Genomic DNA, 24,105 nt, shown 5'->3' with positions numbered 1-24,105 from the left:
CCTGCATGCGTGGCCCCGCCTCCGCAGGCTCGGCCACACGCGCGGCCACGCATGCAGGTTCGGCCACGCTCAGCGGCTCGGACGGCTGCGCGTCGGCGGCGGCCTTGAGGGCCTCGGTGCGCTTAAGTACGGCCTTCGCCCGCTTGAATGCGCTGCGCACGAGCTCTTCGTCGCGGGGGCGCGAGTCGGCCGCCTGCACGGCGCCGAGCGCCTCCAGTGCGCAGCGCAGCGCGTCGGTGGCCTCCTCGACTCCCGAGCCGGACTCGAGCGCGCGGCGCTGGAGGGCGTCGGCCGCCTCGAACGCGGCCAGCGCCATGCGGTTAGCCGCGACGAGCTTCGCCTCCATGTCCATGCCCTTCTTCTTGTCCTTCTTCTTTCCCATGCGATCCTTGAATAGTCGATTCCAGAACTGCCGTGAGGCAATCTATTTTGTTAGGGAGTCGTCTTGCTTGCAGTAGCGGCATCCACATCGCCTGCGGGGATGGACAGCTCGTAGGCCATCCGATAGCCGAAGGAGCCCGCCGTAGCGCCCGCAGGCAAGACGTAGGTGCCGGTGTAGTCCATGAAGTACAGGTAGCTCAAAACGCTGGGCGCATCGGCATCGGTCGTACCAGGCAGAGAAAACGCCAGCGGCACGGTGCCCGCCGTGCTGCCCGAGCTGGGCACGAAGTAGAGAGGCAGCTCCGTCGGCAACCCTGTCCACAGCCCACCGATGTTGGTCTTCTTGTCGGCATCGGCACCGGTTGCGGCGTCTTTGGCTTTCACACCCAGCTTCACCATGCCGCCCTCGGCGCGAGAGACAGACTCGTTGGAATCCAAAAGCGTCGTACCCTCAGCCGTGGGAACCAGCTCGTCGGTAATGGTCACCGACTCAGGAATGCTGTCGCCATTGAAGTCGCCGCTGATCACGCTGTCTTTGGCAAGGGGCTCGATGGACGTCACCGACCCGGCGACCGGGGCCGCGCCTTGGTTCTGCACCTTGCTGGAGCGCTTGGCTTCGGCGGACTTCACGGTGCCATCGGGAGAGAGCTCAAACAGTTCGGCGTCCACCTTGGTGTCGGCAGAAATCGTGCGGCGCGTCGCCGGCTTCACCGTGATGGTGGTGCTATAGCATTTCTTTCCGCTGGCCAGCAGCACCTGGTAGGTGAGCGTGTCGGCACGCCCGTAGGCCGCGGCCACGTTGAGCGCCACGCCTGCGGCAGAGGCATCTGTTGTGGCAAGCGTGTCGCCTGCGGCTAGGCCGCTGGTCAGCACAACAGGCGAACCCGCAAGCCCCATCGACGTCGTATCCCACTCGCCCAGGGACAAAGCCACGTTGGCATCGGCGTTGGTGGTACCCCACGAGGAGAACTTGTCGGACACCTCGGTTGTAGCGCTACGCAACGTGGGCTCGGTCGCCGCGGTGTCGCTGGACTCCCACGTGGGAGCGGCCAGCACCTCAGAGGATGCGCCGAGCGAAACGGAAGTGCCCAAAGCCGACGTCAACTCCGCCGAAGCGACACCTGCCATGGTGGTGACATCCGGATCGATGGTGGCCACTGCCGTATCGGTTTTCAGGTCGCCGAAGACGGGATAGCCGCTATTCACAGTATTGTCAGCGGCAACCGTCCACACGGTGTGTGCCGGGTTTGTGCCGTCGGTGCTGCCAACGTACGTGTCACCGTTCAGCTTATAGGCGGTCTTCCAAGCCTTCATTTGATCAGTGGGAAGACCGGTCGAACCCTCTGCCGCTGCTGCTCCCGTGAAGACGTTGTTGTCGTAGTAGCAGTTGGACATGGACGCTGCCGCGCCGCTGCCCTTCGATGCGACGGGCACCACCTTGACGGCGTCCGAGACCGTGCCGGCGTTGTAGCAGCTGGCCAAGGGCACCGACGAGTTGTACGAGAAGCAGATGCCCGCCGCCCAGCACGGTTTGCCGCCTACCTCCACCGGTCCGCCGCCGGTGATAGCGCCGGTATTGTAGCAGTTCTTGATAGAGCCGGAACTGCCGTCGCGCACCCACCCTGCGATGCCGGCCGCTGCCCGCGTGCTTCCGGCTGTAATGGCGCCCGCGTTGCCGCAACGCTCGATTGTGGCTGAGCCTTGCACATCGTAGACAATGCCGGCTGCCACGCCCGTTGTTGACCTGACCGCCGCGGCATTGACGCAGTCGGTGATAGAAGCTGTGCCTTCCAGAGAGGCAGCAACGGCACCGGTGCTCTCCGCGCCGCTTTCGATGAGCGAGTTTGCGCCAATGGACAGCCCGGAAATGGAACCCGCGCCACCCACGGTGCCAAACAGACCCTTATCGTGGTAGACGTACAAACCATCGACGGTGTTGCCGCCGCTGGTGAACGTGCCGGTAAACGTACCCGCAATAGACTTCCACGGTAGTGCCTTGGAGACGTTCGCATCCACATCGGCCTGCGCGACACCGGTGTAGTTGGTGCCGGCAAGAGACATGCTGGACGTCATGGTGGCACAGAGGCTCGAACCACCCGTTGCACTTGCTTTCATCGCATACCACGCCAGCGCCTCTGGGGTGGCAAGCTCGATGGCCGCATTGGCCGTAGAGCCGTCGTTTGTCGTGGTGTTGGGCTTGTAGTTCAGGGCCGTGCCCGCCATGGCACCGGGTACCGCTGGTTAACCTTCTCATCGGCGGCGAGGAACGTGTCCACCCAGGTGGCCACATCGACCCACGACGAGGCTGCTTGCAGATGATCCACCACACCGCCGTCGACTGCAACATTATCCAGTCCAACAAGTACCGGGTAGCCGTTGTTCTCAAGCGTACCTGCGCTCGCGCTGCCCGTAGCCTGACGCCACGCGGCCATATTCGCGACGTTGCTTTCTGAAGTGTAATTAAACTCACCGCTGCCGTTCGGAGTAGACGAAACCCGGCTCAGCTGGTAAGCCGCACCCCAGCTCTTAAGCTCCGCGCCCGAAACGCCCTGCGTTTTATCAGCAACGTCAGTCTTGTTGACAACTCCCACAACAGAGCCGGCAGCGGCATCGCTTGGCGTGGAGGCGTCCTTGTCGTAGAAGCAGTTGTAGCAGTTGCTACGGCCACTACCGTCGATAGCGCCCGCATCTGCTGCTTTCACAGGACCTGCGTTGTAGCAGTTTACTATCTTGCCGTCCCCGTTCGCGGAGATGCCCCCGGCCCAGTCGCTCGAGCCACTGGCGGTGATAGCACCAGTGTTGTAGCAATTCATAATAGAGGAGGTGTTTGAGCCCACGATACCGGAAACACACGTAGTGCCGGTAATGTCGCCCGTATTCGCGCAACCAATAATGATGCAGGAATAGGCGCCCTGACCCACGATACCGGAGACTTCGATGGAACCCTTGACTTCAGCCGCATTCGAGCAGTTGACTATATCGACAACCCCTCCCCGCGTATAACCGACAATAGCGGCCACGCTGTCGCCGCCATACACGTAGCTCGTGCGATCGACGGACGTATTCTTTACGAAACCGCGTGGCGCGCGGGAGTCATATTCATCTGCCTTGCCGAACAGACCCTGGTCGTTCTTATCTGGGGCGTTGATGTAGAGATGGCTGATCGTATGACCCTTACCGTCGAAATGAGGAAGAACATTACTGATGGGAATCCAATCAAGCACATTTGCATATTTCTGGGCAGCCGTGGGCTGGGTCTCATCGGCTTTGCCGCCGTAAGGCTTGCCCAAGAGGTCGATATTAGCGCCCAGGTTGACATAGGCCTTGTTATAGGTGAGGCCGGGAGCACTTCCATCCGAGTTAGCAATGGAACTTCTACCCGAGTTATTCACCTTATGGGCGTACCACGCGAAGGCCTCGGGGCTGGATATGACGTAGGGGCTTGCCTCAGACCCCTCGCCCGAGAGCGCGAAGCCGTTTTCGGAGCCAACCACCGCAGTTGTGCGCAGTTCGGCCTCATCCTGATCGGCACCCACTTCGCCCCAGTTAGAAAACGCACGACCGGCGACAGTGTAGGGATACCCCTTATTGGTACCGTCGGTGCGCGTCCACTGGTAACGAGCGAGCTTGATTCCGGCCGCTTCGCTCTTGCTTTTCGCCAATACGTCATCCAACAGATCGACAAACCCATCGGTCTGCATATCGGCAGCGGAACGGGGCGTGCCGAAGGTACCTACGTTCGACGCAGGAACGCCGAGGTCGCTGTTGTAGTACGAAGACTCAACGGTGATCTTGGGAAGCGAGGAGTTTGTGGTATCCGCTATCTGAGAAGCTCTTCCTGAAGTGCTAGCCACCGTGCCGGAGTTGTAACAGTTTTTGATTGAAGCTTCAGTGGCACCAAACAGCCCGGCAGCAAGGAAGTCCGCCTCCACAGAACCAGTGTTGTAGCACGCCTCCGCATCAAAATCCCGAGATGCTGTGATGCCGACAGCTCTGGACGAGCTTACGTCGGAAACGTCGACAGTGCCCTCGTTTGCGCAGAGGTAAAACTGAACGTGCAATGAACTGTAACTGAGGCCCATGATGCCGGAAGCATAGTACGACATGCCCACAGAAGCCCGGTTCACGCATTCCATGAACACGGCCGCATCCGTGCCCTCGCCCACAATGCCGCCCGCTATGCATTGCGCATCGCCCGAGCCTCGCACAGCGACGCTCTGGTTTACGAGGTTCGCGAAGATCGCACCCGATGCGACGGTTGACGCGAACGCGCCGGCGCTCGCCATGCTCTGTCCGGCTGCATCAACAAGACCTTCGGAAAGCGTCAGGTTGCGCACGTCCACCGCTCCCTTGAGCAGGCCGTTGGTCGCGTAGAGGTGGCTGATGGTGAAGCCACCGCCGTCCAAGTGTGCGCCTGTGGTGGTGTTCGGCCATGGGAGGGCTTCCCTGATGTTGTCGGGAATGCCGTCCGCGCCGTCGTTGCCGTCCACGTCCTTCGAGTCGGTGCCGGGAACCGCGCCCATGTAGTCGGCACCAAACAGACTCATGTTATCCGTAAGCACGGCGTAGCCGGTGGACTTGTACGCCCACCAGGCGAGTGCCTCGGGGGAGTCGATCTGGTAGGGATCGGCCTCGGTACCGGCGTCTGTAGGTTTGTAGACGCTCATATCGCGGCTCTTACCGTTGGGCAGGGTAATTGTGCTCACGCCGGGATCGGTGGAATCTATCGCATCAGCCAGCATCTCCCACGAGTCGAACACCGGCTTGATCACCGCGATGTCGAGGTCGGTGTCGCGCGAAGCATCCACCGTGTAGGGACTGCCGATGATCGTGGTCGTACTCGGGTCGGTTCCCGCATCGTTGCCCGTGAGGCGATAAACGAGAGCCTTCGTTGAGTCGACCTTCGACTTCGCGAGCGCAACCGGCGTGCCCGCATTTGCGTAGGCCGTCTGGGTTGGCTCGACGGTGTCGTCGCCGAGTGCGGCGTCGAAGTCCTGCGTGAGGGCGAGCACACGCGGGTGCGCGTCGGTGATGCCGAGCGCCGGATAGGCGTCGCCCGAGGAGTCGACCACGCCGTCGGCGTCGCGACCCACCTTCTGACCCCACATGTTGCGATGGACGTTGCCCGTGCTGGCACCGTCGGTCGACGCCGTGTCCAGAAGCCACGCCACCTCGCCGGAGCGGAAGTCGGCAGCGTTCTTGGCCATGCCGTGAGCTGAACGACCGCCGCTCAGATAGTAGTTGTTGGCCCCGACTACGGTGCCGCCGTCATTCATGACGATAGAATCGTAATCGGTCAACGCACTCACGAACGTGCTGTAGCAGTTCGCAATATCGAGCGTTCCGCCAGATTTGACGTTACCGCACAGACCGCTTCGTGCGTACCCACGGGACGCCTGCCCCCAATTGTAACAATCCCGCATACGCACGGTTCCGGTGGCTTGACCCACAACACCGCCAGAACAAAATGTAGCTTCCACCGTCGCGCCATTCGCACATTGCTCGATGACTAGCGTCTTCGATGCACATGCCTCCACGACGATGCCCCCCGCCCCGTTATTGCTCAGATATCCGCTTTCCACGACGACGCGTTTGATGGAAGCATCGCCCGTGAAACCGAACAAGCCCGATATGTCGCGCGTCACCGTAGAGAGGCTCCGAACAGGAACGAGGCCGCCGTCGAAAGAGCCTTGGTATAACAGGCTGGATGTGCCGCCCGGTTCATAGAATCCTATGGGAACCCAATCGAGTGCGTTCACGTACTTGTCCGAGTCACTCGAGGCGCCCGCGTCCACCTGGCCGCCGTACTTCACGCCCGCGAGGTCGAACGCCGGAGAGCCTTCCGGGACGGCGGCGCTCTTGCTGCCGAATGCCGCGTTGTCGTTGTTCACTTTGTAGGCGAACCAGGCCAGACCTTCGGGGGTGGTTATCTGGTAGGGACCCGTGTCCGTAGTGGCGTTGAACGCGCCCGTCGAGCCGTCGCCGGCGGGCTTGAACTTCTTAAGCGGGGTGGAGGTGGAAGGGTTGAAGTCGTCCACCCAAGCGCCCACCACGGACCAGTCGGCGGGCTTCTGCATGGTACCGGAAGTGGCGCCGTTGCCCGAGATGGCGAACAGCACGGGGTAGCCGCCGTTCTCGGAGGAGTCCTTGGCCATGCGCCAGGTGGACATGTCGGCCACGTTGCCGGTCGCGCCCGTGCCGCCCGCAGCGCCGCCGTTCAGCTGGTAGGCCGCGCCCCAGGTTTTCAGTTGAGCGGTGGTGAGGCCAGTCACACTCGCGGCATCCTGGGTGCCGGAAATGACGTCAGAGTCGTAGTAGCAACCCTCGCCGATGGTGATAGGGCAAGCTTGTATTGTGTAGGCAAACGCAGCCTTCTGATCGGCGTTGTGTATATTGACAAGGTTGCCAGCGCTGAAGCAGCGGTCGAAGGAAGCTGACGCAGGTGTTTCGAGCAGGCCAATTAACCCGCCGACAGACCAATCGCCCTCGACCGTGCCCACGTTGTAGCTGTCGGAGATCTGAACGGGTGCTTTGGCTGCGCCCACCAGGCCGCCGCCTACCGGCTGGCCACCTTGGATCTCCACCTTGCCCTCGTTGGACGACGTGCGCACCGTCAGGCTGCCCGAAAGCACCCGACCCACCAGTCCTCCGGTCTTGTCACCGCGCACGGTTGCCGCGTTGTGGCAGTCCTCCAGCACGACGGTGCCGAGCGTTTGACCCGCAACGATACCGGCGCAACCTAAGCTGCTCGACTTGCCAGCTTGTACATAGCCGTCGCTCACCTCGACACCCAGAAGCGTGGCGCCGTCCACCGTGCCGAACAGACCGTGGACATCGTCGTCGACCGCGCCGATGTAGAGGCTCTGAATCGGCGAACCATAGGCGCGTAGCGTGCCGGCGAACGGGTTCGCCTCGGTGCCAATGGGTACCCACGGCAGGCAGGTGCTGTACTTGGCTTTGTCGTCGGCGCCACCCGCCGTCACGTCGAAGCCGTAGGCCGTGCCTGCAAGGTCGAACGCGGTGTGCGAACCGGCCGCCACCAGCGTGACGTTCGCAGATGCGAAGCCGGTTGCGCCTGCATTCACCTGTGCGCCGAACCACGCCAGCGCTTCCTCGCTGCGAATGGTGAAACCGTCTGTAGCGGTACCCTCGAGGGCAGCCATGCCGGAAGGCACGGCAGATGCGTTTGCAGCAAGCGTCCATGCGCTGGTCGCGTTGTCCCAGTAGGTGAGACGTAGCTTAGCCTCGTCCTGGGCAGCACCCGCATCGCCCCAGTTGGTAATGGGCCGCTCGGCGATGTGGGGGTAGCCGCTGTTTACCGTGGAGTCGTACATCCACTGGTAACGTGCGAGCTTTATGCCGGCCACTTCGGTGGTGCTTTGAACCAGCACTCTGTCCAGATCGGCAGCGAACGCGGCGTCCTTCATCTCGGCCGAACTCTTTGGCGTACCGCCGCCCAATGTCGGGGCAGCAAAAGCAGAGTTATAATACGAATCCTGATACGTGCCGCCGCCAAACTGATCATTGCTATAGGTTGCACCCGAAACGGCACCGGCATTATAGCAATTGCGTCCAGTTAAAGCGGGTTCGGAGACGACCAACCCCGCACAGTCGCCAGCAGCACTGATCGCACCCGTATTCGAGCATGCCTCCATATCACCTTTGTAGGCGGAGCCAGCAATACCGCCGCCTATGGAGTACGCTGTGCTGGATACGTCGATGTCAGCCTCGTTCGAGCAGAGGTAGAACTGGGGAGCAACGGTGTCCGGGAGCCCTTTCATACCTCCTAGAATGCCACCCGTCCAGTGAGCGGAACTCACCGGGGCTCTGTTCGTGCAGTTCACGAATGAGGGTGTGCCAACCGACGAGCCAGCTATACCGCCGGCATAGCCATTGCTAGAATCGCCCGAACCGAATACAGCAACGCTCTGATTCGTAAGATTGACGAACACAGCATTAGTATCGGAGCTCGTGGATGCGAACGCGCCCACCTGTGCGTTAGTCTGCCCAGTTGCGTCCACCAGACCCTCGGCCAGCGTGAGGTTGCGCAGGTCAACCGCCTCGCTCAGCAAGCCGGTGGTGCCGTACAGGTGTGTGATGGTAAAGTTACCGCCGTCCAGGTTGGTGCCGACAGTGATTCCCGTCCAGGGAAGTGCGTTCTTAATGTTGCCAGGGATGCCATCGGCGTCCAGCGCTCCGGGAGTGGCGCCTACGTAGTTGTCGCCGAACAGGCTAATGTTGGCCGTCAGCTTTGCGTGGCCGCCCTTCTTGAACGCCCACCAGGCGAAGGCCTCCGGGGTTGACAGCTGATAGGGGTCGTCCACGGTGCCAGCGCCAGCGGGCTTATAGGTGCTCATATCCTTCTTTGTGCCGTCGGTCAACGTGGTCTCGGTGCCGGGCGCGGCGTCCACCGCGTCGGCCAGCTTCGCCCACGACTCGAACACGGCGCCGTTCTTTACGGCGATAGCCAGGTCGGTCGCACGAGAAGAGTGCACCAGGTAAGGGCTCTCGAGCGTTGTTTCGACGGCAGAATCGTTGCCTTCCTCGTTGCCGGCCAGGACATACTTAATCTTCTTGGTCGAATCGGTTGGAACAGCCAATTTCACCATGCTGCCCGCGTTCGCATAGGAAGTCTGCGAGGGCTCGGCAGTATCGTCGCCAAACACGCCGTTGTCGAAGTCCTGCGTGAGCGCGAGTACGCGCGGGTGCACAGCGGCATCAAGGAATGCCGGGTAGGCGTCGCCGCCCGCGGTAAGCTCACCGGTAGTCGCGTCGCGGCCCACCTTCTGGCCCCACACGTTGCGGTGCGGGCCGCCGGTTGTAGCACCATTGGCCGACGCCGTATCCAGCAGCCAGGCAACCTCGCCGGAGGCGAACTCGTCGGCGGTCTTGGCCACGGAAGCGCCCTCGGACCCGTTCGGTGCGCAGGCACCCTGCAAGTAGTAGCAGTTGGCCAAGGTGATCCCGCCCGATCCATCTCCTAGGAAGTTGCCGGCGTAGCCGCCAGACGTCGCGACCCTGCCGGTGTTGAGGCAGGAGGCGAGCGCCACACCACCCACAGCGCAGTACCCGACGATGCCTCCGTTGATAGAAGCGCCCGACACCTCGCCCGCGTTCGCGCAATCGACGAAAGACGTGCCGCCCGCTTCGACTCGGCCTACGAGGCCTCCTGTGTACTGGTACGCAGTCCCGCATGTCACCTGGGTTTCGTTCCCGCATTGCTCGAACGCGCTCGACGCCCCTCTGGCGTTGCCGACCAGGCCCCCTGTGCAGTAACCTTCCAGCACACGCACGCCTTCGTTGACGACGTCGGACAAGTGCGCGCCGTCGACGTTTCCGGCGATCGCTCCCGAGTATGAACTGCTGGCAGACGTTTGCACGAGGCCGGACTTCAACGCCAGGTTCCTCACCGCAGCTCCTTCAAGGAAGCCGAAGATTCCCAGCGCATAAGGATGTCCGTATCTTTCGCCGTCGATGCGCACGTTCAGAACGTCGTGTCCCCCACCGTCGAAGGATCCCGCGTACCGAACGGCCCTATCAGACACGCCCCCTATGGGATCCCAGGGCAGGCATGTCTTGTACGCGTCGGACGCATCGGCGCCGAAGGCCGGAACGTCCAGGTACCCGCCATAGGCGGCACCCTCCAGGTTGATATCGGACATCAGCTCGACGCTCTTGGATCTGTACGCATCGGGCTGAGAACCCACCATGTAGGCGAACCAGGCCAGGCTTTCGGAGGTCGTGATCTGGTAGGGGCCCGTGTTCGTAGCAGCGTCGAACGCGCCCGTCGAGCCGTCGCCCGCGGGCTTGAACTTCTCCAGCGGCGTGGCCGTGGACGGGTTGAAGGTCTCGACCCACAGGCCCACGTCGGACCAGGAACCGGCCTTGGACATGGCGGCCGTCGCCGCGCCGGAGGCGTCGCGCGCGATGAGCTCGGGGTAGCCCGGGTTCGCGGCGTCGAACGTCCAGGTGGACATGTCGGCCACGTTGCCGGTCGCGCCCGCGCCGCCTGAGGCGCCGCCGTTCAGCTGGTAGGCCGCGCCCCAGGTCTGCAGCTGGGCGGTGGTCAGGGCCTTGAGACCAGCAGAGTTGGTGTATCTGGGATTTACGGTTGCATCGTAGAAGCAATCCTCCCCTACGCCAACCTCGTTCGGCGAGAACATGAAAGAATTCTCGGCAGTCGAAAGATATCCCGCATTGTAGCAACGGTCTAAGCGGAGCGTTGCGCCACCCTCAAGAGCGCCTACGAAACCGCACCCGTCACCGTTTACCGACACTTTGCCTCTGTTGTAGCCATCGGTGATCGTGCAAGATCCTCCGTCGACGAGCCCTACGAGGCCCCCCGCTATATCCATGCCGACATCGACCAAGCCTCGGTTACCCGATCGGACGATGCTCAGTTCGGCCGATTTAGCCAAACCCACCAGACCTCCATTGGGACCACCGCTTGAGACTGCCGCGTTCTCGCAGTCCACAAGTTTAGTCACGCCAGACGCGACACCGACTATGCCTCCAGTGTTCTTACCTTTGTAGACGGCGACAGTACGCCGCATCAAACCGCTCGCCACCTCGACGCCGGCAAGCTCCGCGCCGTTAACGGCGCCGAACAGTCCGCGGTTGTTGTCAGGCGTTTCGAAAACAACGATGTTCTGGATCTCGGTGCCGTAGGCACGCAACGTGCCGGTGAACGGGTTTGTCTCTGTGCCGATGGGCACCCACAGAAGCGCGGTTTTGTACTTGGCCTCCGCTTCGACCACGTCGGCTTCCGACAAGGCACTGTCCACGCTGTGGCCGTAGGCCGTGCCTGCAAGGTCGAACGCGGTGTGCGAACCGGCCGCCACCAGCGTGACGTTCGCAGATGCGAAGCCGGTTGCGCCTGCATTCACCTGTGCGCCGAACCACGCCAGCGCTTCCTCGCTGCGGATGGTGAAACCGTCTGTGGCAGTGCCCTCGAGGGCAGCCATGCCGGAAGGCACAGCTGACGCGTCGGCGGCCGTCTTCCAGGTGCCGCTCACATCGTCCCAGTAGGTGAGGCGCAGCTTGCCCTCGTCCTGGTCGGCGCCCACGTCGCCCCAGTCGGCGTACACGCGTTTGGCTATGTGGGGGTAACCCTTGTTCACGGTAGGGTCGAACATCCATCGGTACTCGGTCAGGTCGATGCCGGCGACCTCGGCCACATCCGAGCGCTCAGCGTTCAACGTGGTGGCGAAGGCTTTGCTCTGCATCTCGGTCGTAAGCATGCCTGTGGCGGACGAAGGGTTTATACCCTCCGTGTATTTCTCTTTGTCGTAGTACACCGTTGGACCGCCGGCGGCGTCAGTGGGGAACGTGTACCCGCCGCCGCCCCTCACGGAAACGGTGGCGCCGTTATAGCAGTTGGTGGCCATCGCTTGGCATCCGAACCCGTAAGCCTCATTCTGCGAGACCAAATCGCCCGTGTTCGAGCAACCGTATAACCACGACTCACGGGTACCGCCGTCTATTCCGCCTACCGTTGCATCGGAGGACGTGTCCGACTCGACAGCGCCCTCGTTCGAACAGAGGTAGAACGATAAGGAAGTACCGGCTTCGCCCGCCGCGCATCCCTGGATGCCGCCGACCATACAAGACCCCTTCACCGACGCTCGGTTCGTGCAGGCCACGAACGTCGTCTGATCCTGACCTCCACCCACGATGCCGCCGGCCCGGTTGTCCCCTCCGCCCAAGCCCCGCACGGAGACGCTCTCGTTCACAAGGTTCGCGAAGACCGCGTTAGCCGCACCGGTGGACGCGAACGCACCGGCCCAAGCAGTGGCCTGCCCCGATGCGTCAACCAAGCCCTTGGCAAGCGTCAGGTTGCGCACGTCAACCGCATCTTTGAGCAGACCGACGGTCGCGTAGAGATGTTCGACCGTGAAGTCGCCTCCGTCCAGGCGCACGCCCGTGGTGGTGTTCGGCCACGGCAAGGCCTCCCTGATGTTGTCGGGGATGCCGTCGGCGCCGGGGTTGCCGTCCACGTCCTTCTCGTCGACACCGGGGGTCGCTTCTATGTAGGTTTCGCCGAACAGGCTGATGTCAGCCGTGAGCACGGCGTAGTCGGCGCCGGTGGACTTGTATGCCCACCAAGCGAAGGCCTCGGGAGTTGAAAGTTGGTAGGGGTCGCCCACGGTGCCGGCGTTTGTAGGCTTGAAATCGCCCATGTTCTTGGAGTCGCCGTTCGTCAGCGTGACTGTGTCGCCGGTATCCACTGCGTCGGCCAGCTTCGCCCACGACTCGAACACCGCGTTGTTCTTCACGGTTATAGCCAAGTCGGCCGTGCGAGAATCATGTACCGTGTAGGGACTGGTGATGACCGTCTCAACGGTGGAATCACTGCCTTCCTCGTTGCCGGACAGCACGTACTTGACCTTCTTGGCCGGATCGGTTGGAACAGCCAACTTCACCTTGCTGCCCGCGTTCGCATAGGAAGCCTGCGAAGGCTCGGCAATGTCGTCGCCAAACACGCCGTTGTCGAAATCTTGCGCGAGCTTGAGCACGCACGGGTGCGCAGCGGCATCGAGGAACGCCGGATACGCGTCGCCGCCCGCGGCAAGCTCTCCGGTGGTCGCATCGCGGCCCACCTTCTGCCCCCACACGTTGCGGTGCGCTCCACCGGTAGTGGTGCCGTCGGGCGACGCCGTGTCCAGCAGCCAGGCAACCTCGCCGGAGGCGAACTCGTCGGCGGTCTTGGCGGTGCCGTAGGTCGAAGCGCTGCCGCCGCTCAGATAGTAGTTGTTCGCGAAGGACACCGCGGTGGTTTCCTTGGTGATGGGGTCGAACTGGCCATCGGCAAGCGCGTAGACGTTCGAGCAGTTCGTTATGGTGATGGAAGCTGCATCCCGCGCCGCCCCAACAATGCCTCCACGTTCGGTTCCCGCCATGAGCGCCCCTTCGTTGAGGCAATCTTTTACGCTCAACGTCCCAACCGCGTTGCCGACGATACCTCCAGCCTGATAGTAGCCGTTCAAAGACACGCCACTTGAGCATTGCTCGAACGTTGCATTCTCCGCCTGGGCGGCGATGCCGGCGCTGACCGTACTGGATGCGGCGTAACCGCTTTCAACGACCGTGCGCTTTATCGTCGAGCCGCTCACGGAGCAAAACAATCCTGAAAGGTTCGTTGTGCTTGATGCATTCTTCGGCACGTACAGGTTCTTCATAGGAACCAAACCACCGTCGAAGTCGCCTTTGTACGAGACGGTCGCCACGCCTTTCGCGACAGGCTCCCATGCCAGCGCGTTCGCATACTTAGCCTCGTCACTCGAGGCACCCGCGTCCACCTGGCCGCCGTACTTCACGCCCGCGAGGTCGAACGCCGGAGAGCCTTCCGGGACGGCGGCGCTCTTGCTGCCGAATGCCGCGTTGTCGTTGTTCACTTTGTAGGCGAACCAGGCCAGACCTTCGGGGGTGGTTATCTGGTAGGGACCCGTGTCCGTAGTGGCGTTGAACGCGCCCGTCGAGCCGTCGCCGGCGGGCTTGAACTTCTTAAGCGGATCGGAGGTGGAGGGATTGAAGTTCTCCACCCAAGCGCCCACGTCGGACCAGTCGGCGGCCTTGGACATGGCGGCCGTCGCCATGCCGGAGGCATTGCGCGCAATGAGCGCGGGATAGCCCGGATTCGCGACGTCGAACGTCCAGGTGGACATGTTGGCCACGTTGCCGTCACCAGCCGTGCCGCCGGTGGCGCCGCCGTTCAGCTGGTAGGCCGCGCCCCAGCTTTTCAGTTGGGCCGCAGTCATGCTGGTCAGGCCAGCCGCGGTGGCGTCCTGAGGGTCGACATAGACAACCTTACCCTCTTCGTAGTAGCAGTTCGTGAAGGTGGCACCCGCAGCATTTCCGGCGTCGTTAACATACAGAGCACCTGCATTGCCGGCGCGCACTTCGCCTGCGTTGTAGCAGTTTGAGAATCTCACGGTAGCACCGCTCTCGGCCGTAACCAGACCGGCGATGGTATTAGAATTGCTCAGGTTGCCCTTGTTGTAGCAGTTTTCCACCACGAGGTCGTCGCCTCGTCCGACCAGGCCCACTAGGCCACCTGCGTACTGGTTGCTACAAGACACCGAGCCCTCGTTCCAGGAGTTCTTTAACGTGCCGCTTGCTTGACCGATGAGGCCGCCCACCTTATTGCCAGTCAAAGAAACATCACCTTTGTTCCAGCAGCCATCGACGGTGCCGCCCTGTAGCCGCTGCACCAGAGCACCGGCGATGCTGGCACTTGTTCCGCCGGACGTCATCTTGCTGTTCGCGCCGATGCCCATGTTCTTCACGGTGCCGCTCACGTACCCGAAGAACCCTTCTGGGGAGCCACCTTCAGCGACCGTGACATAATCCACCTCGTGGCCACAGCCATCGAAGGTTCCTTGGAACGGGTACGAACTTGTGCCCATAGACACCCACGGCAGGCCGCGATGGTCGGCCGCCACGTAGTCGTCGACGGCTCCGGAGGCCTTCGTGCCTTTCAAGCTAAGATCGGCACCCAGTTTCACGTAGGCCTGGATTGCCATATACCCTTCAGATCCGCCGGCGAAGATGTCCCCTCCGCTGTTGACCTGCTTCGCAAGCCATGCCAAGGCCTCGGGCGAGTTGATTACTACCGCGTCGGACTCGTTCGCACCCTTGCCGCCCGTCAGAGCACCGGAAGCGCGCAGCGTAGTCTCGGTCTGGTCGGCGCCCACGTCGCCCCAGTCGGCGTACACACGTGCGGCCGTGTAGGGGTAGCCCTTGTTCGTGTTGCCGTCGGCGGCTTGCATCCACTGGTACTTGTTCAGCGCGACGCCCTCCGACTGGGTCGCACTCGCAGACAGGGCGACGTTCAGGTCGGCGGCGAAGCCGGGGGCCTTCATTTCGTCCGAGGTCTTGGCCGTGGCGCCCGAGGCGCCCGGAGTCGTGGCCGAGCGGAACGCGTCCTGGTCGAAGTAGCAGTCGGTGAGCGTGCCCGCGTCGGCGAGCGCGTAGGCGGTGCCGCCGGCGGCCGTCACCGCGGCCGCACTGTAGCTGTTCTTGAACGAAGCGAATCTGTCCGCGCACGCCAAGCCGGCTGCTGCGCCCGCCGTGGAGGCGATCGCGCCCGTGTTCGAGCACGCCTCGACGAACCCGTTGCAAGCGTCGCTGCCGATATTGGAGGTCAAACCGCCCGCGGATGTTCCGGAGACATCTCCCTCGTTCGAGCACAAGTAGAAGGTCCCCCCGGCATCAGCCGCGCCGATGATGCCGCCGGCATGTTTGCCGCTCGATACGTCGGCCTTGTTCGCACAGTTCACGAACGTGGCGATGGTGCCCGCGCCGCCGGTGTAGCCCACCAGGCCGCCAGCTCCCCGGATATCGTCAGCGGCGCCGACCTTGCGAACCTCCACGCTCTCGTTCGCCACGTTGACGAACACGGAGTTTGTGGCAACGGCCGCAACGGATCCTGCGGCATACCCATCCGAATCCACCAGACCCGCGTCCATGACGAGGTTGCGAACAGCACCGGCGGCCACCGACCTGAACAGCCCGCCGTCCCCGGACGCAACGTACAGATGGCTGACGGCATTCCCGCCGCCGTCGAGCGAGCCGGTGTTCGAACCGCTGCCGGGATACTCACCGAGCGAAGCCGTGCCCGGCCACGGGAGGGCTTCCCTGATGTTGTCGGGGATGCCGTCGGCGCCGTCGTTGCCGTCCACGTTCTTCGCGTCAGGGCCGGGGGCGGCGTCCACGTAGTCGTTACCGAACAGGCTGATTCCCTGCGTCAGCACAGCATGGCTGGTCGCGGTGTTCGAGGCCTTCTTGAACGCCCACCAGGCGAAGGCCTCGGGGGAGTCGATCTGGTACGGGTCGGCCGCGGTGCCGGCGCCGTCGATGTTTTTGTACTCGCCCATGTTCCTGGGCGTGCCGTCCAGCATGGTGACCGTCTGGCCGGTGTCCACCGCGGTGGCCAGCGACTCCCAGCTGTCGAACACCGCGCCGTTCTTCGCTGTGATGGACAAGTCGGCGGTGCGGGAGGCATGCACCGTGTAGGGGCTCTTGATGGTCGTCTCGCCGGTGGTGGAATCGCCCAACTCGTTGCCGGCCAGGACGTACTTCAGCTTCTTGGACGCGTCCGTCACAACGGCCAGCTTCACCTTGCTGCCCGCGCTCGCATACGTCGTCTGCGTAGACTCGCCAGGGAACGCGGTGGCGTCGAAGTCCTGGTCGATCTTGAGCACGCACGGGTGCGCAGCGGAGACGCCGGCAACCGGATACGCGTCGCCCGCTGTGGCATCCAGTTGGCCGTCGGCGTTGCGGCCGACGTTCTGCCCCCACACGTTGCGGTGCGCGTTGCCAGTTGTGGCGCCGTCGGCCGACGCCGTGTCCAGCAGCCAGGCAACCTCGCCGGAGGCGAACTCGTCGGCGGTCTTGGCCTCGACGTTGGTGGCAGAGGCCATGCCGGATGTGGGATGCGCGAGCGAAGGCCCCGCCGCCTCGTCGAAATAGCAGTTCGCAAGGTTGGTATTATAAGTATCTCCTACAAGCGCATAGGAAAGGCCACCTGCATTCACTTTCACCGTTCCCGCAACGTAAGCATTGGTCAGAGAGCACGAGCGAAACGAACCGTATACTGCGCCGATGCCGCCTGCTTTGTCCGGAGCGCTGACGCTTCCCACATGGGAAACGTCAGTCAGTACGGTAGAAACGCTATTACCGACGAACCCTCCTGCACACCCAACTGTGGCTCCAACGGTACCCGTATGCGAGACAGCAGATCCTTCGGATGATGTTTCCAAACGCCCAACAACGCCACCAACATTATCGCTGCCGGTTACGTCAACTCGCACAGACAGGTTGCTCAATCGCACATTCACGCCCTGCCCCAGCAAACCGCCAACACACTCGCCGCCCGAAACCGAACCCGAGAGAGAAAGATCATGGACGGACGCCTTCTCAGCCGCGCCCTCCGGAGCGCTCATGTATCCGAAGAATCCTTGATAATTCCGCGTCGAAACGACGGATAGCCCGTCGACAGCGTGCGAGCCTCCCGCAAACGCTCCGCCGAATGGGGAGCCAAGGGAACCGATGCCCAGCCAATCGAGCCGGACGGTGCCGTCGGTGTACTTCGTGCCGGCCAGCGAGACGTCGTCCGTCAGCTGGTAGAACGAGGTCCCGTACGTGAGCGTGCTGGTTTCGACCGGTTTGCCGCCGTTGTCGTAGTTCACCTTGCAAGCCATCCACGCCAGCGCCTCGGAGGAGCCCAGCTGGATGGGCTTGAGCGCAGCCGAGCCGTCGCTGACCAGCAGGTCGGGTTTGAACTTGTTTCCGCGCTCGTCCACAGGGTCGAAGTTGTCAACCCACGAGCCCACGTCTTCCCAGCTGGAGGCCGCGGGCATGGAGGCCGCTGCCGCGGTGGAACCCTGGATGACGGGCATGGGGGACGAAGCCCCGCTCAGGATCCCCCACTTGTCCATGGTGGCCACGGCGCCGTCGCCGGCCGTGCCGCCCGTGGCGCCGCCGTTCAGCTCGTAGGCTGCGCCCCAGGTGTTCAGCTGACCCGCCGAGACCGATTTCGCCCCCAGGAGGTTGGTGACGGTGCCGGCACCGGACACGCCTCCCATCGAGCCGACTTCCGCACCCACAACGGTGTCGAGGGTGAGCACGTTGCTCACCGCGCGGGATGCGATGGCGGCTGCGTCCGCGTATCTGGTGCGTCCCACGGGGAAGACGGTATCCACGCTGAGTCCAGAGACCGAGCTCCCCGCGCTGCTGGACACCGCTATCGCGCCCGTGTTGTAGCTGTCGGTCACCGTGGTTCCCCTATACGACACCTCCGTCAAATCTCCAGGCACGAACGCCTTTCCCACCAGGCCGCCTGCGAACGAGAGATCCCCGTAGGAGACCGCAATAGTTACGGCTCCGCTGTTGAAGCATCCGTCAATGGACGTGCCACCGCCGGACTGCGCGTCATCGCCCACGAGCCCGCCCAATCCGAGCCGCGTCGGGGCGCCAGGCACTCCTTCTTCGGAGGAAACCGCGCCCGTGTTCGCCGACCGCTCGATGCTGCCAGGGTTCGCGAACACGCCCACCAGGCCGCCCACGGCTGCCTCATTAGCGGCTCCGCTCGATCCACGAACCCCGAGGTTGGCCGTCACGCTGGCGCCGCTCAGACAACCCTCGATATGCGTGCCGTCCGCCACGGCCACCAACCCGCCCGCGGCATGCTTGCTGGCGACTGCGTAGGGAGCGTCGATCCGCACGGACGAGTTCGTGCCCAGGGCCAGGTTCGCTATGGTGCCCGAGCCGGTGCGGCCGAACAGGCCGGCCTCTCCGTCGGTGCCAACCCACATATGGTCGATTGTGTGGCCCTTGCCGTCGAAGCTGCCGGTGTACACCGACGTGCCGGTATACGTGGACTCCCACCCGATGGGCACCCAGGGCAACGGGGTCGCCGACGCGCTGCCGGCGGGCCCCGTAAGGTCGATGTCGGCGCCCAGCCGGGCGTGCGCCGCGCCGTAGGCGAGGCCGGGCGCGGCGGTGAAGGCCGGGTCGGAGCCGCCGGCGGCTTGCGTGTTAGCGATGGAGTCCGCGTTCTTCGTGTTCACCTGGTAGGCGAACCACGCCAGCGCCTCCGGGGACGAGATGATGTAGGGCTGGCTGGCCGAGCCGGAGCCCGAAAGCGCCATGAGGCCGCTGCCCGTGTCGGTGGCGCGCAATTCGGCCTCGGACGCCGAGGCGGCCACGTCGGCCCAGGACGAGATGCCCTTGGCGTACACCATGAAGTCGCCGGTATGGGAAAGAATGAAATACGGGTTACTAATCTCAGGACCGCCGAGGGAACCCATGTAGTACTTCGAATAGCCGGCGGGCAGCGCCAGCATCGAACCTTCATTCGCGTATTCGTAAGAATCGACCGCCGCCGCGCGCGCCAAGGGCGCGCCCTGAAGGCGGATCGTCGCTCGAACCAAAGGATGGAGCGTGGCCGGCATCCAATCCAGCGTGGGGTGCAGGCCGCCGGTGGGTTGGAACTCCCCGGTAACCGGGTCGCGGTCGATGCGCTGGTTCCACACGTCGCGGCCCACGGGTACGCTCTCGTTCAGCACGCCTTCCGCAGACGCGGCATTCAGCAGCCACGCCACCTCGCCGGAGGCGAACTCGACGGGGGTCTTGGGGGTAGCGCCGCCGTCATTATGCCCCTCTATGGTGCTGTTGTAATAGCAGTTGCTCACAAGCAGATTCCCGGACGATACGCCCCCGTAGATAGCCCCGTTCGTCATTTCCATGACGCCCGTCTCGGTTCCCGGGCCGAAGTTGTAGCTGTTCACGATGCTCAAAGCCCCGGCATCGGGCGAGTTCGTCCTCATATTAACAACCAACCCGGCCACGCCGGCGTTAGCGGCTTGGGCTCCGGTATTGCCGCAATCAGACACGCTCAGCTTGCCGCTGGAACCGGATGAGAAATCAACCAGCAGCCCCGCTGCGTAGTTGCTTTCGGTTTGCAGGTCTCCCTGGTTCATGCAGCGCGACATCGTGACGCTTCCGCCTAGGGATTTGCCCATCAAGCCGCCAAGGTACGTTCCCGAGCCGGCTCCATGCCCCTCCGCCGCGTTGCGGCAGTCGGTCATGGTCACGTCTCCCGTCGCGTAGGCCATCAGGGAGCCGCCGGCCACGCCGCCGGTATGGTTGAAATAGCCGCTCGCTATGGTCACGTCGGAGAGCGTCGCGTCGCTGCCGCACTCGAACAGGCCCGGGTTGTTCCTGCCGGGAATGTGGAAGCGCTCGATGTTCGTGCCCTTGGCCGTGAACGTGCCGGCGAAGGGGTTGTCGCGCGTGCCCATGGGCACCCAGCCCACAACGTTGCGGTGCTTGTCTTTCGCGGTTGCCGCGCTCGCATCGAACGAGCCGCCGTAGGGTTCGCCCGTCAGGTCGATGGCGCCCGAGGGCGCGGACAGCTTCACGTGCGCGTCGGCGTACGTGGTTGTACCGGAAATGGTTTCCGTTGGATTGGTGTTGAGCTTGTAGGCGTACCACGCAAGCGCCTCGGGGGTGGTCAGCGTGATGGGCTTGTCGGTGGCCGTGCCGTTGTTGGTGGACAGGTTCGGCTTGAAGCCTGCCGTCTCCCCCGTATCAGTGGCCGTGCAGAAGTTCTCGACCCATTCGCCCACCTGGCCCCAGTCGGAGGCCTTCTGCATGGAGGCCGCAGGCGACCCGTCGGCGTTGCGCGCGATCAGCTGGGGGTAGCTGTCGGGTGCGAACGTCCAGGTGTTCATGCCGGCCACGTTGCCGCTTTGCGTGCCGCCCGTCGCGCCGCCGTTCAGCTGGTATGCCGTGCCCCAGGTTTTCAGCTGGTCGGAGGTGAGGGAAGTACCTGAGCCGGTCGCGCCCGCCTTCGAGCCGTCGTAGTAGCACGATTCCACCGTGGCGCCGGAGGTAAACGAGTCAGAGAGAGCGCCTTTTTTTGAGCCGTTCACGTCGCCCGCGTTGTAGCAGCGGGCCATCCTACTTACGTTACCCCCCGTGCCTATGACGCCGCCGGTACCGTAACCGCCGCTGTTAGCCGTAGCAGTGATGTTACCCGTGTTGTACGAGTCCTCGATAATGCCAGGATTAGTGCAGTTCGTGGAGCCGATGACGCCGCCGGCGTCGCGAATAGCCCTCACGTCGCCGGTGTTCGAGCAGCGGCGGATGTAGAAGGTATCCCCCATATACGCGCAGCCCACCACGCCGCCCGTGTTGCAGGCCGTTCCGCTGCCGCCGCCGGCGTTCGAGGGGTCGGAATACACGGTGGCCGCGTTCGAGCAGTCCTCCACCGTGGTGATGCCGGTGATGCGGGCCACCACGCCGGCCGCACGATCGACGCCCGCTATGTAGCCCGAGGCTACGTTCACGCCGCGCAAGGTGGCATTGTGCGCGATGCCGAACAGACCCACATGGTATCCGCGCTTGACGGGAGCGAGGTTGGTTATGGCGTGCCGCCCGCCGTCGAACGTGCCAGTGTAGGCTTTGGCAGGCGTTGCGGTGGCCGAAGTATCGCTCATGCCGCCGATGGGCGTCCACGGCAGGCAGGTCGCATACTTGTCTTTATCCGTAGTGGCGGTCGAATTCACTTTGCCGCCGTACTTCGTGCCCGAAAGGTCGAGGTCGGCGGTGAGCTTGACGTTCTTGCCGGCCCAGGTGCCGGAGTCGGCGTCGATGGAGGCCTGGAACCACGCCAGCTGCTCGGGCGTGGAGATGAGCAGCGTGCCGTCGGCCTCTTTCTGCACCTGGGGGACGAGGGTGGTGGGCGAGTTGCCCAGGGGGTCGGCGAGGCCTGCACTGATGGTGGCCGAGCCGGCGGTGAGGTCGGCTTGCTTCGCGCGGATGGCCGTGCCAACCGTGCCCCAGTCGGCATAGGCCGAGCTCGACGCCTTGAGCGACGGGATGGGGTAACCGTTGTGGTCGGGGGCGTTCGTCCACTCGTAGATGTTGTAGAGCAAGTCGCCGCTGGGCGCTTTGGGATCATCGGTGCCCGTGTACGCGTACAGCTTGATGTTCAAATCGCTGAGCAACGCTGAACCCTGCATCTCGGCAGTGGTTTTGCCAAGAATGTTGCCAAAGTTCGCATCATTAAGCTCGTAGGCAACGAGCACATCGGTATTGACGGTACAGTAAGCGTTCATGCTTACGCCGCCGAGCGAAGCTATGTAATTCGGGCAAATTGCGTACACCTTGCTCGGGTCTTCGCTCGCAGCCACGCCGATGGGGCCGGCGCTGTAGTTGCTCGCAATCTGGAGGTTCGTGTCGGAAGCGTCCCACGAGACAAGGCTCACGATACCTGCAGCGTAAGAGGCGCCGGTGGGGGCGACGGATCCAATGTTGCCGCATTGGATGATCTGCGTCTTAGCAGATCTTCCGGGCGCGCCACCCAGGATTCCTCCCACGTACATGCATCCTAGGCCGTCCGCTTCCGGGTACCCCGTGCTGGTCAACGTGCCGCTGTTGAAGCACAGAAGCATCTTCCCGGCATCGGCGCCGCCGGCGATGCCGCCGGCAAACCCGTTCGCATCCCTGCTGGGTTCGTTCGTGGTCACGTTGCCCTCGTTGCGGCATCCGTACAGCGAGGAGCTCTGCACGGAACCCACGAGTCCGCCGATCTCGGCATCGTCGGCCTCGTGCCCCCTTACGACGACATCGACGCTTTCGTTCACGCAGTTGACGACGTTCGTCCCGGAGTCGATGACACCGGCCAGAGAGCCTACGTACAGATTCGACTCGCCTAGGTTCTCCATAAGCACCACGCCCGAGCGCAGAGAGACGTCGCGCAGCACGGCGCCGTCCGTCTTCGCGAACAGCCCGGAGAATGCGTACGACACATCCTCGTAGGCAGCGGCGTTCATGTGCTCGATGGTGAAATTCTGGCCGTTGAACGTTCCGCCTCCGAAGGCTACCGTGCGGCCGATGGGTATCCAGGGAAGGGCGTTGTGGTATTTTGCCTCGGCGGTTGCGGCGGATTCGTCGATGGAGCCGCCGTAACGGGTGCCGGCCAAGTCGATGTCGCCCAGCAGCGTGGCGCTTATCTTGTGGTTCCTGTTGTGCGCCTCCACTTCAATGCCCAGCCAGGCCAACGCCTCGGGAGTGCTGATGAGGAACGGGGTTGCGTCGGCACCGTCGCCCGCGGGCTTCATGGCTTGGCCGTTGACGTCGTTGGGATTGAAGGATTCCACCCATTCGCCCACGTCTTGCCAGTCGGAGGCCTTGTCCATGGTCTCGCCCGCCGCACAGAGCACGGGGAAGCCGCCGTTCTTGGGATTGGCCGGATCGTCCATGCGCCACGTGGCCATGTCGGCCACGTTGCCGGTTGCGCCCGTGCCGCCCGTGGCCCCGCCGTTCAGCTGGTAGGCCGCGCCCCAGGTTTTCAGCTGGTCGGAGGTTATCTTGGTGCCGGCATCCAACGTTGCATCGCTGGTGCTGTAGCAGTTGGTGACCGAGGTTGTCGCCGTCCGCGCTGCAATCATGGCGTTGGTAGCGACACCCGTGAAGTAGCAGTTCTCCAGAGTGTGCGTACCAGTCGATATCGAACGCCCGAGGATACCACCACTCTGATTACCCAGCATAGTGGCGTTCGAGAAACAGTTTTTGATAGTGCCGCCACCTATATAGAGATCACCCACAATGCCGCCAGTCAGTCTGTTGGCTGTAGGATCTTTTCCGATGGTGCCTGACAGCACGCCGCATGACTCCACCACGGCTCCGCCGGTCAGCTGGCTCGCAATGCCACCTACGGTAAGATAATCGTCGGACGTTACATTAATGTTCACGTCTTTGAGCAGTACGTTCTTCACCGTTCCGCCAGCGCTGACAAAACCGAACAAACCCCAGCCGCTTTGCCCTGTCACCGAGCCAGTTTTGGTAAGGTTACTAATGGTATGACCCTGGCCGTCGAAGGTGCCAGCATAGTTCGCGCTGACTTCGCCGTGCTGTGTGGTGACGATAGGGGTCCATGCTAGCGGAGTGCCGCTTGTTTGGCTGTACTCGGTGCCAACGAGGTTGATGTCGTTAGCGAGGACTGCCGACAGCTCGCGGTTCTGCTTGGAGGCATCGATGGAAGAGGTTTCCATCTTGCGGGCTGCGGTCATGTTCAGATAGGTGAACAACGCCAACTGTTCGGCCGTGCCAATTTGCAGGCCGCCTGCGCTGGCGTCGTAGGTGGGAAGAACGACGTCCTTGGCCGTGCCGTCTGCCTTGATGACGGAGACGGTTTCGCCGGAGGCCAAGCCCTTG

At 63.1% G+C, this 24,105-nt stretch carries 3 protein-coding genes; all 3 read right to left on the bottom strand.

Annotated elements, in window-relative coordinates; translation table 11 throughout:
* Nucleotides 1-382: hypothetical protein (locus C2L71_RS11555; protein ID WP_129588519.1), on the bottom strand; the 382-nt coding region annotated here is incomplete at its 3' end.
* A 50-nt stretch (nucleotides 383-432) separates the two neighbouring features.
* Nucleotides 433-2,604: a hypothetical protein gene (locus tag C2L71_RS11550; protein ID WP_103265914.1), complete on the bottom strand. Its 2,172-nt coding sequence runs from the start codon at nucleotides 2,602-2,604 to the stop codon at nucleotides 433-435.
* A complete protein-coding gene (locus C2L71_RS12070) occupies nucleotides 2,586-24,098 on the bottom strand; it encodes a M26 family metallopeptidase (protein ID WP_204600487.1) in 21,513 nt (7,170 codons plus the stop codon). The genes C2L71_RS11550 and C2L71_RS12070 overlap by 19 nt, the downstream gene beginning before the upstream one ends.
* Nucleotides 24,099-24,105 lie beyond the last annotated feature (7 nt).

This window comes from Enteroscipio rubneri, from assembly GCF_002899715.1.
Classification (GTDB): domain Bacteria; phylum Actinomycetota; class Coriobacteriia; order Coriobacteriales; family Eggerthellaceae; genus Enteroscipio; species Enteroscipio rubneri.
Note: the sequence above shows the minus strand (reverse complement) of the source record. Positions and strands in the feature narration are given on the sequence as shown.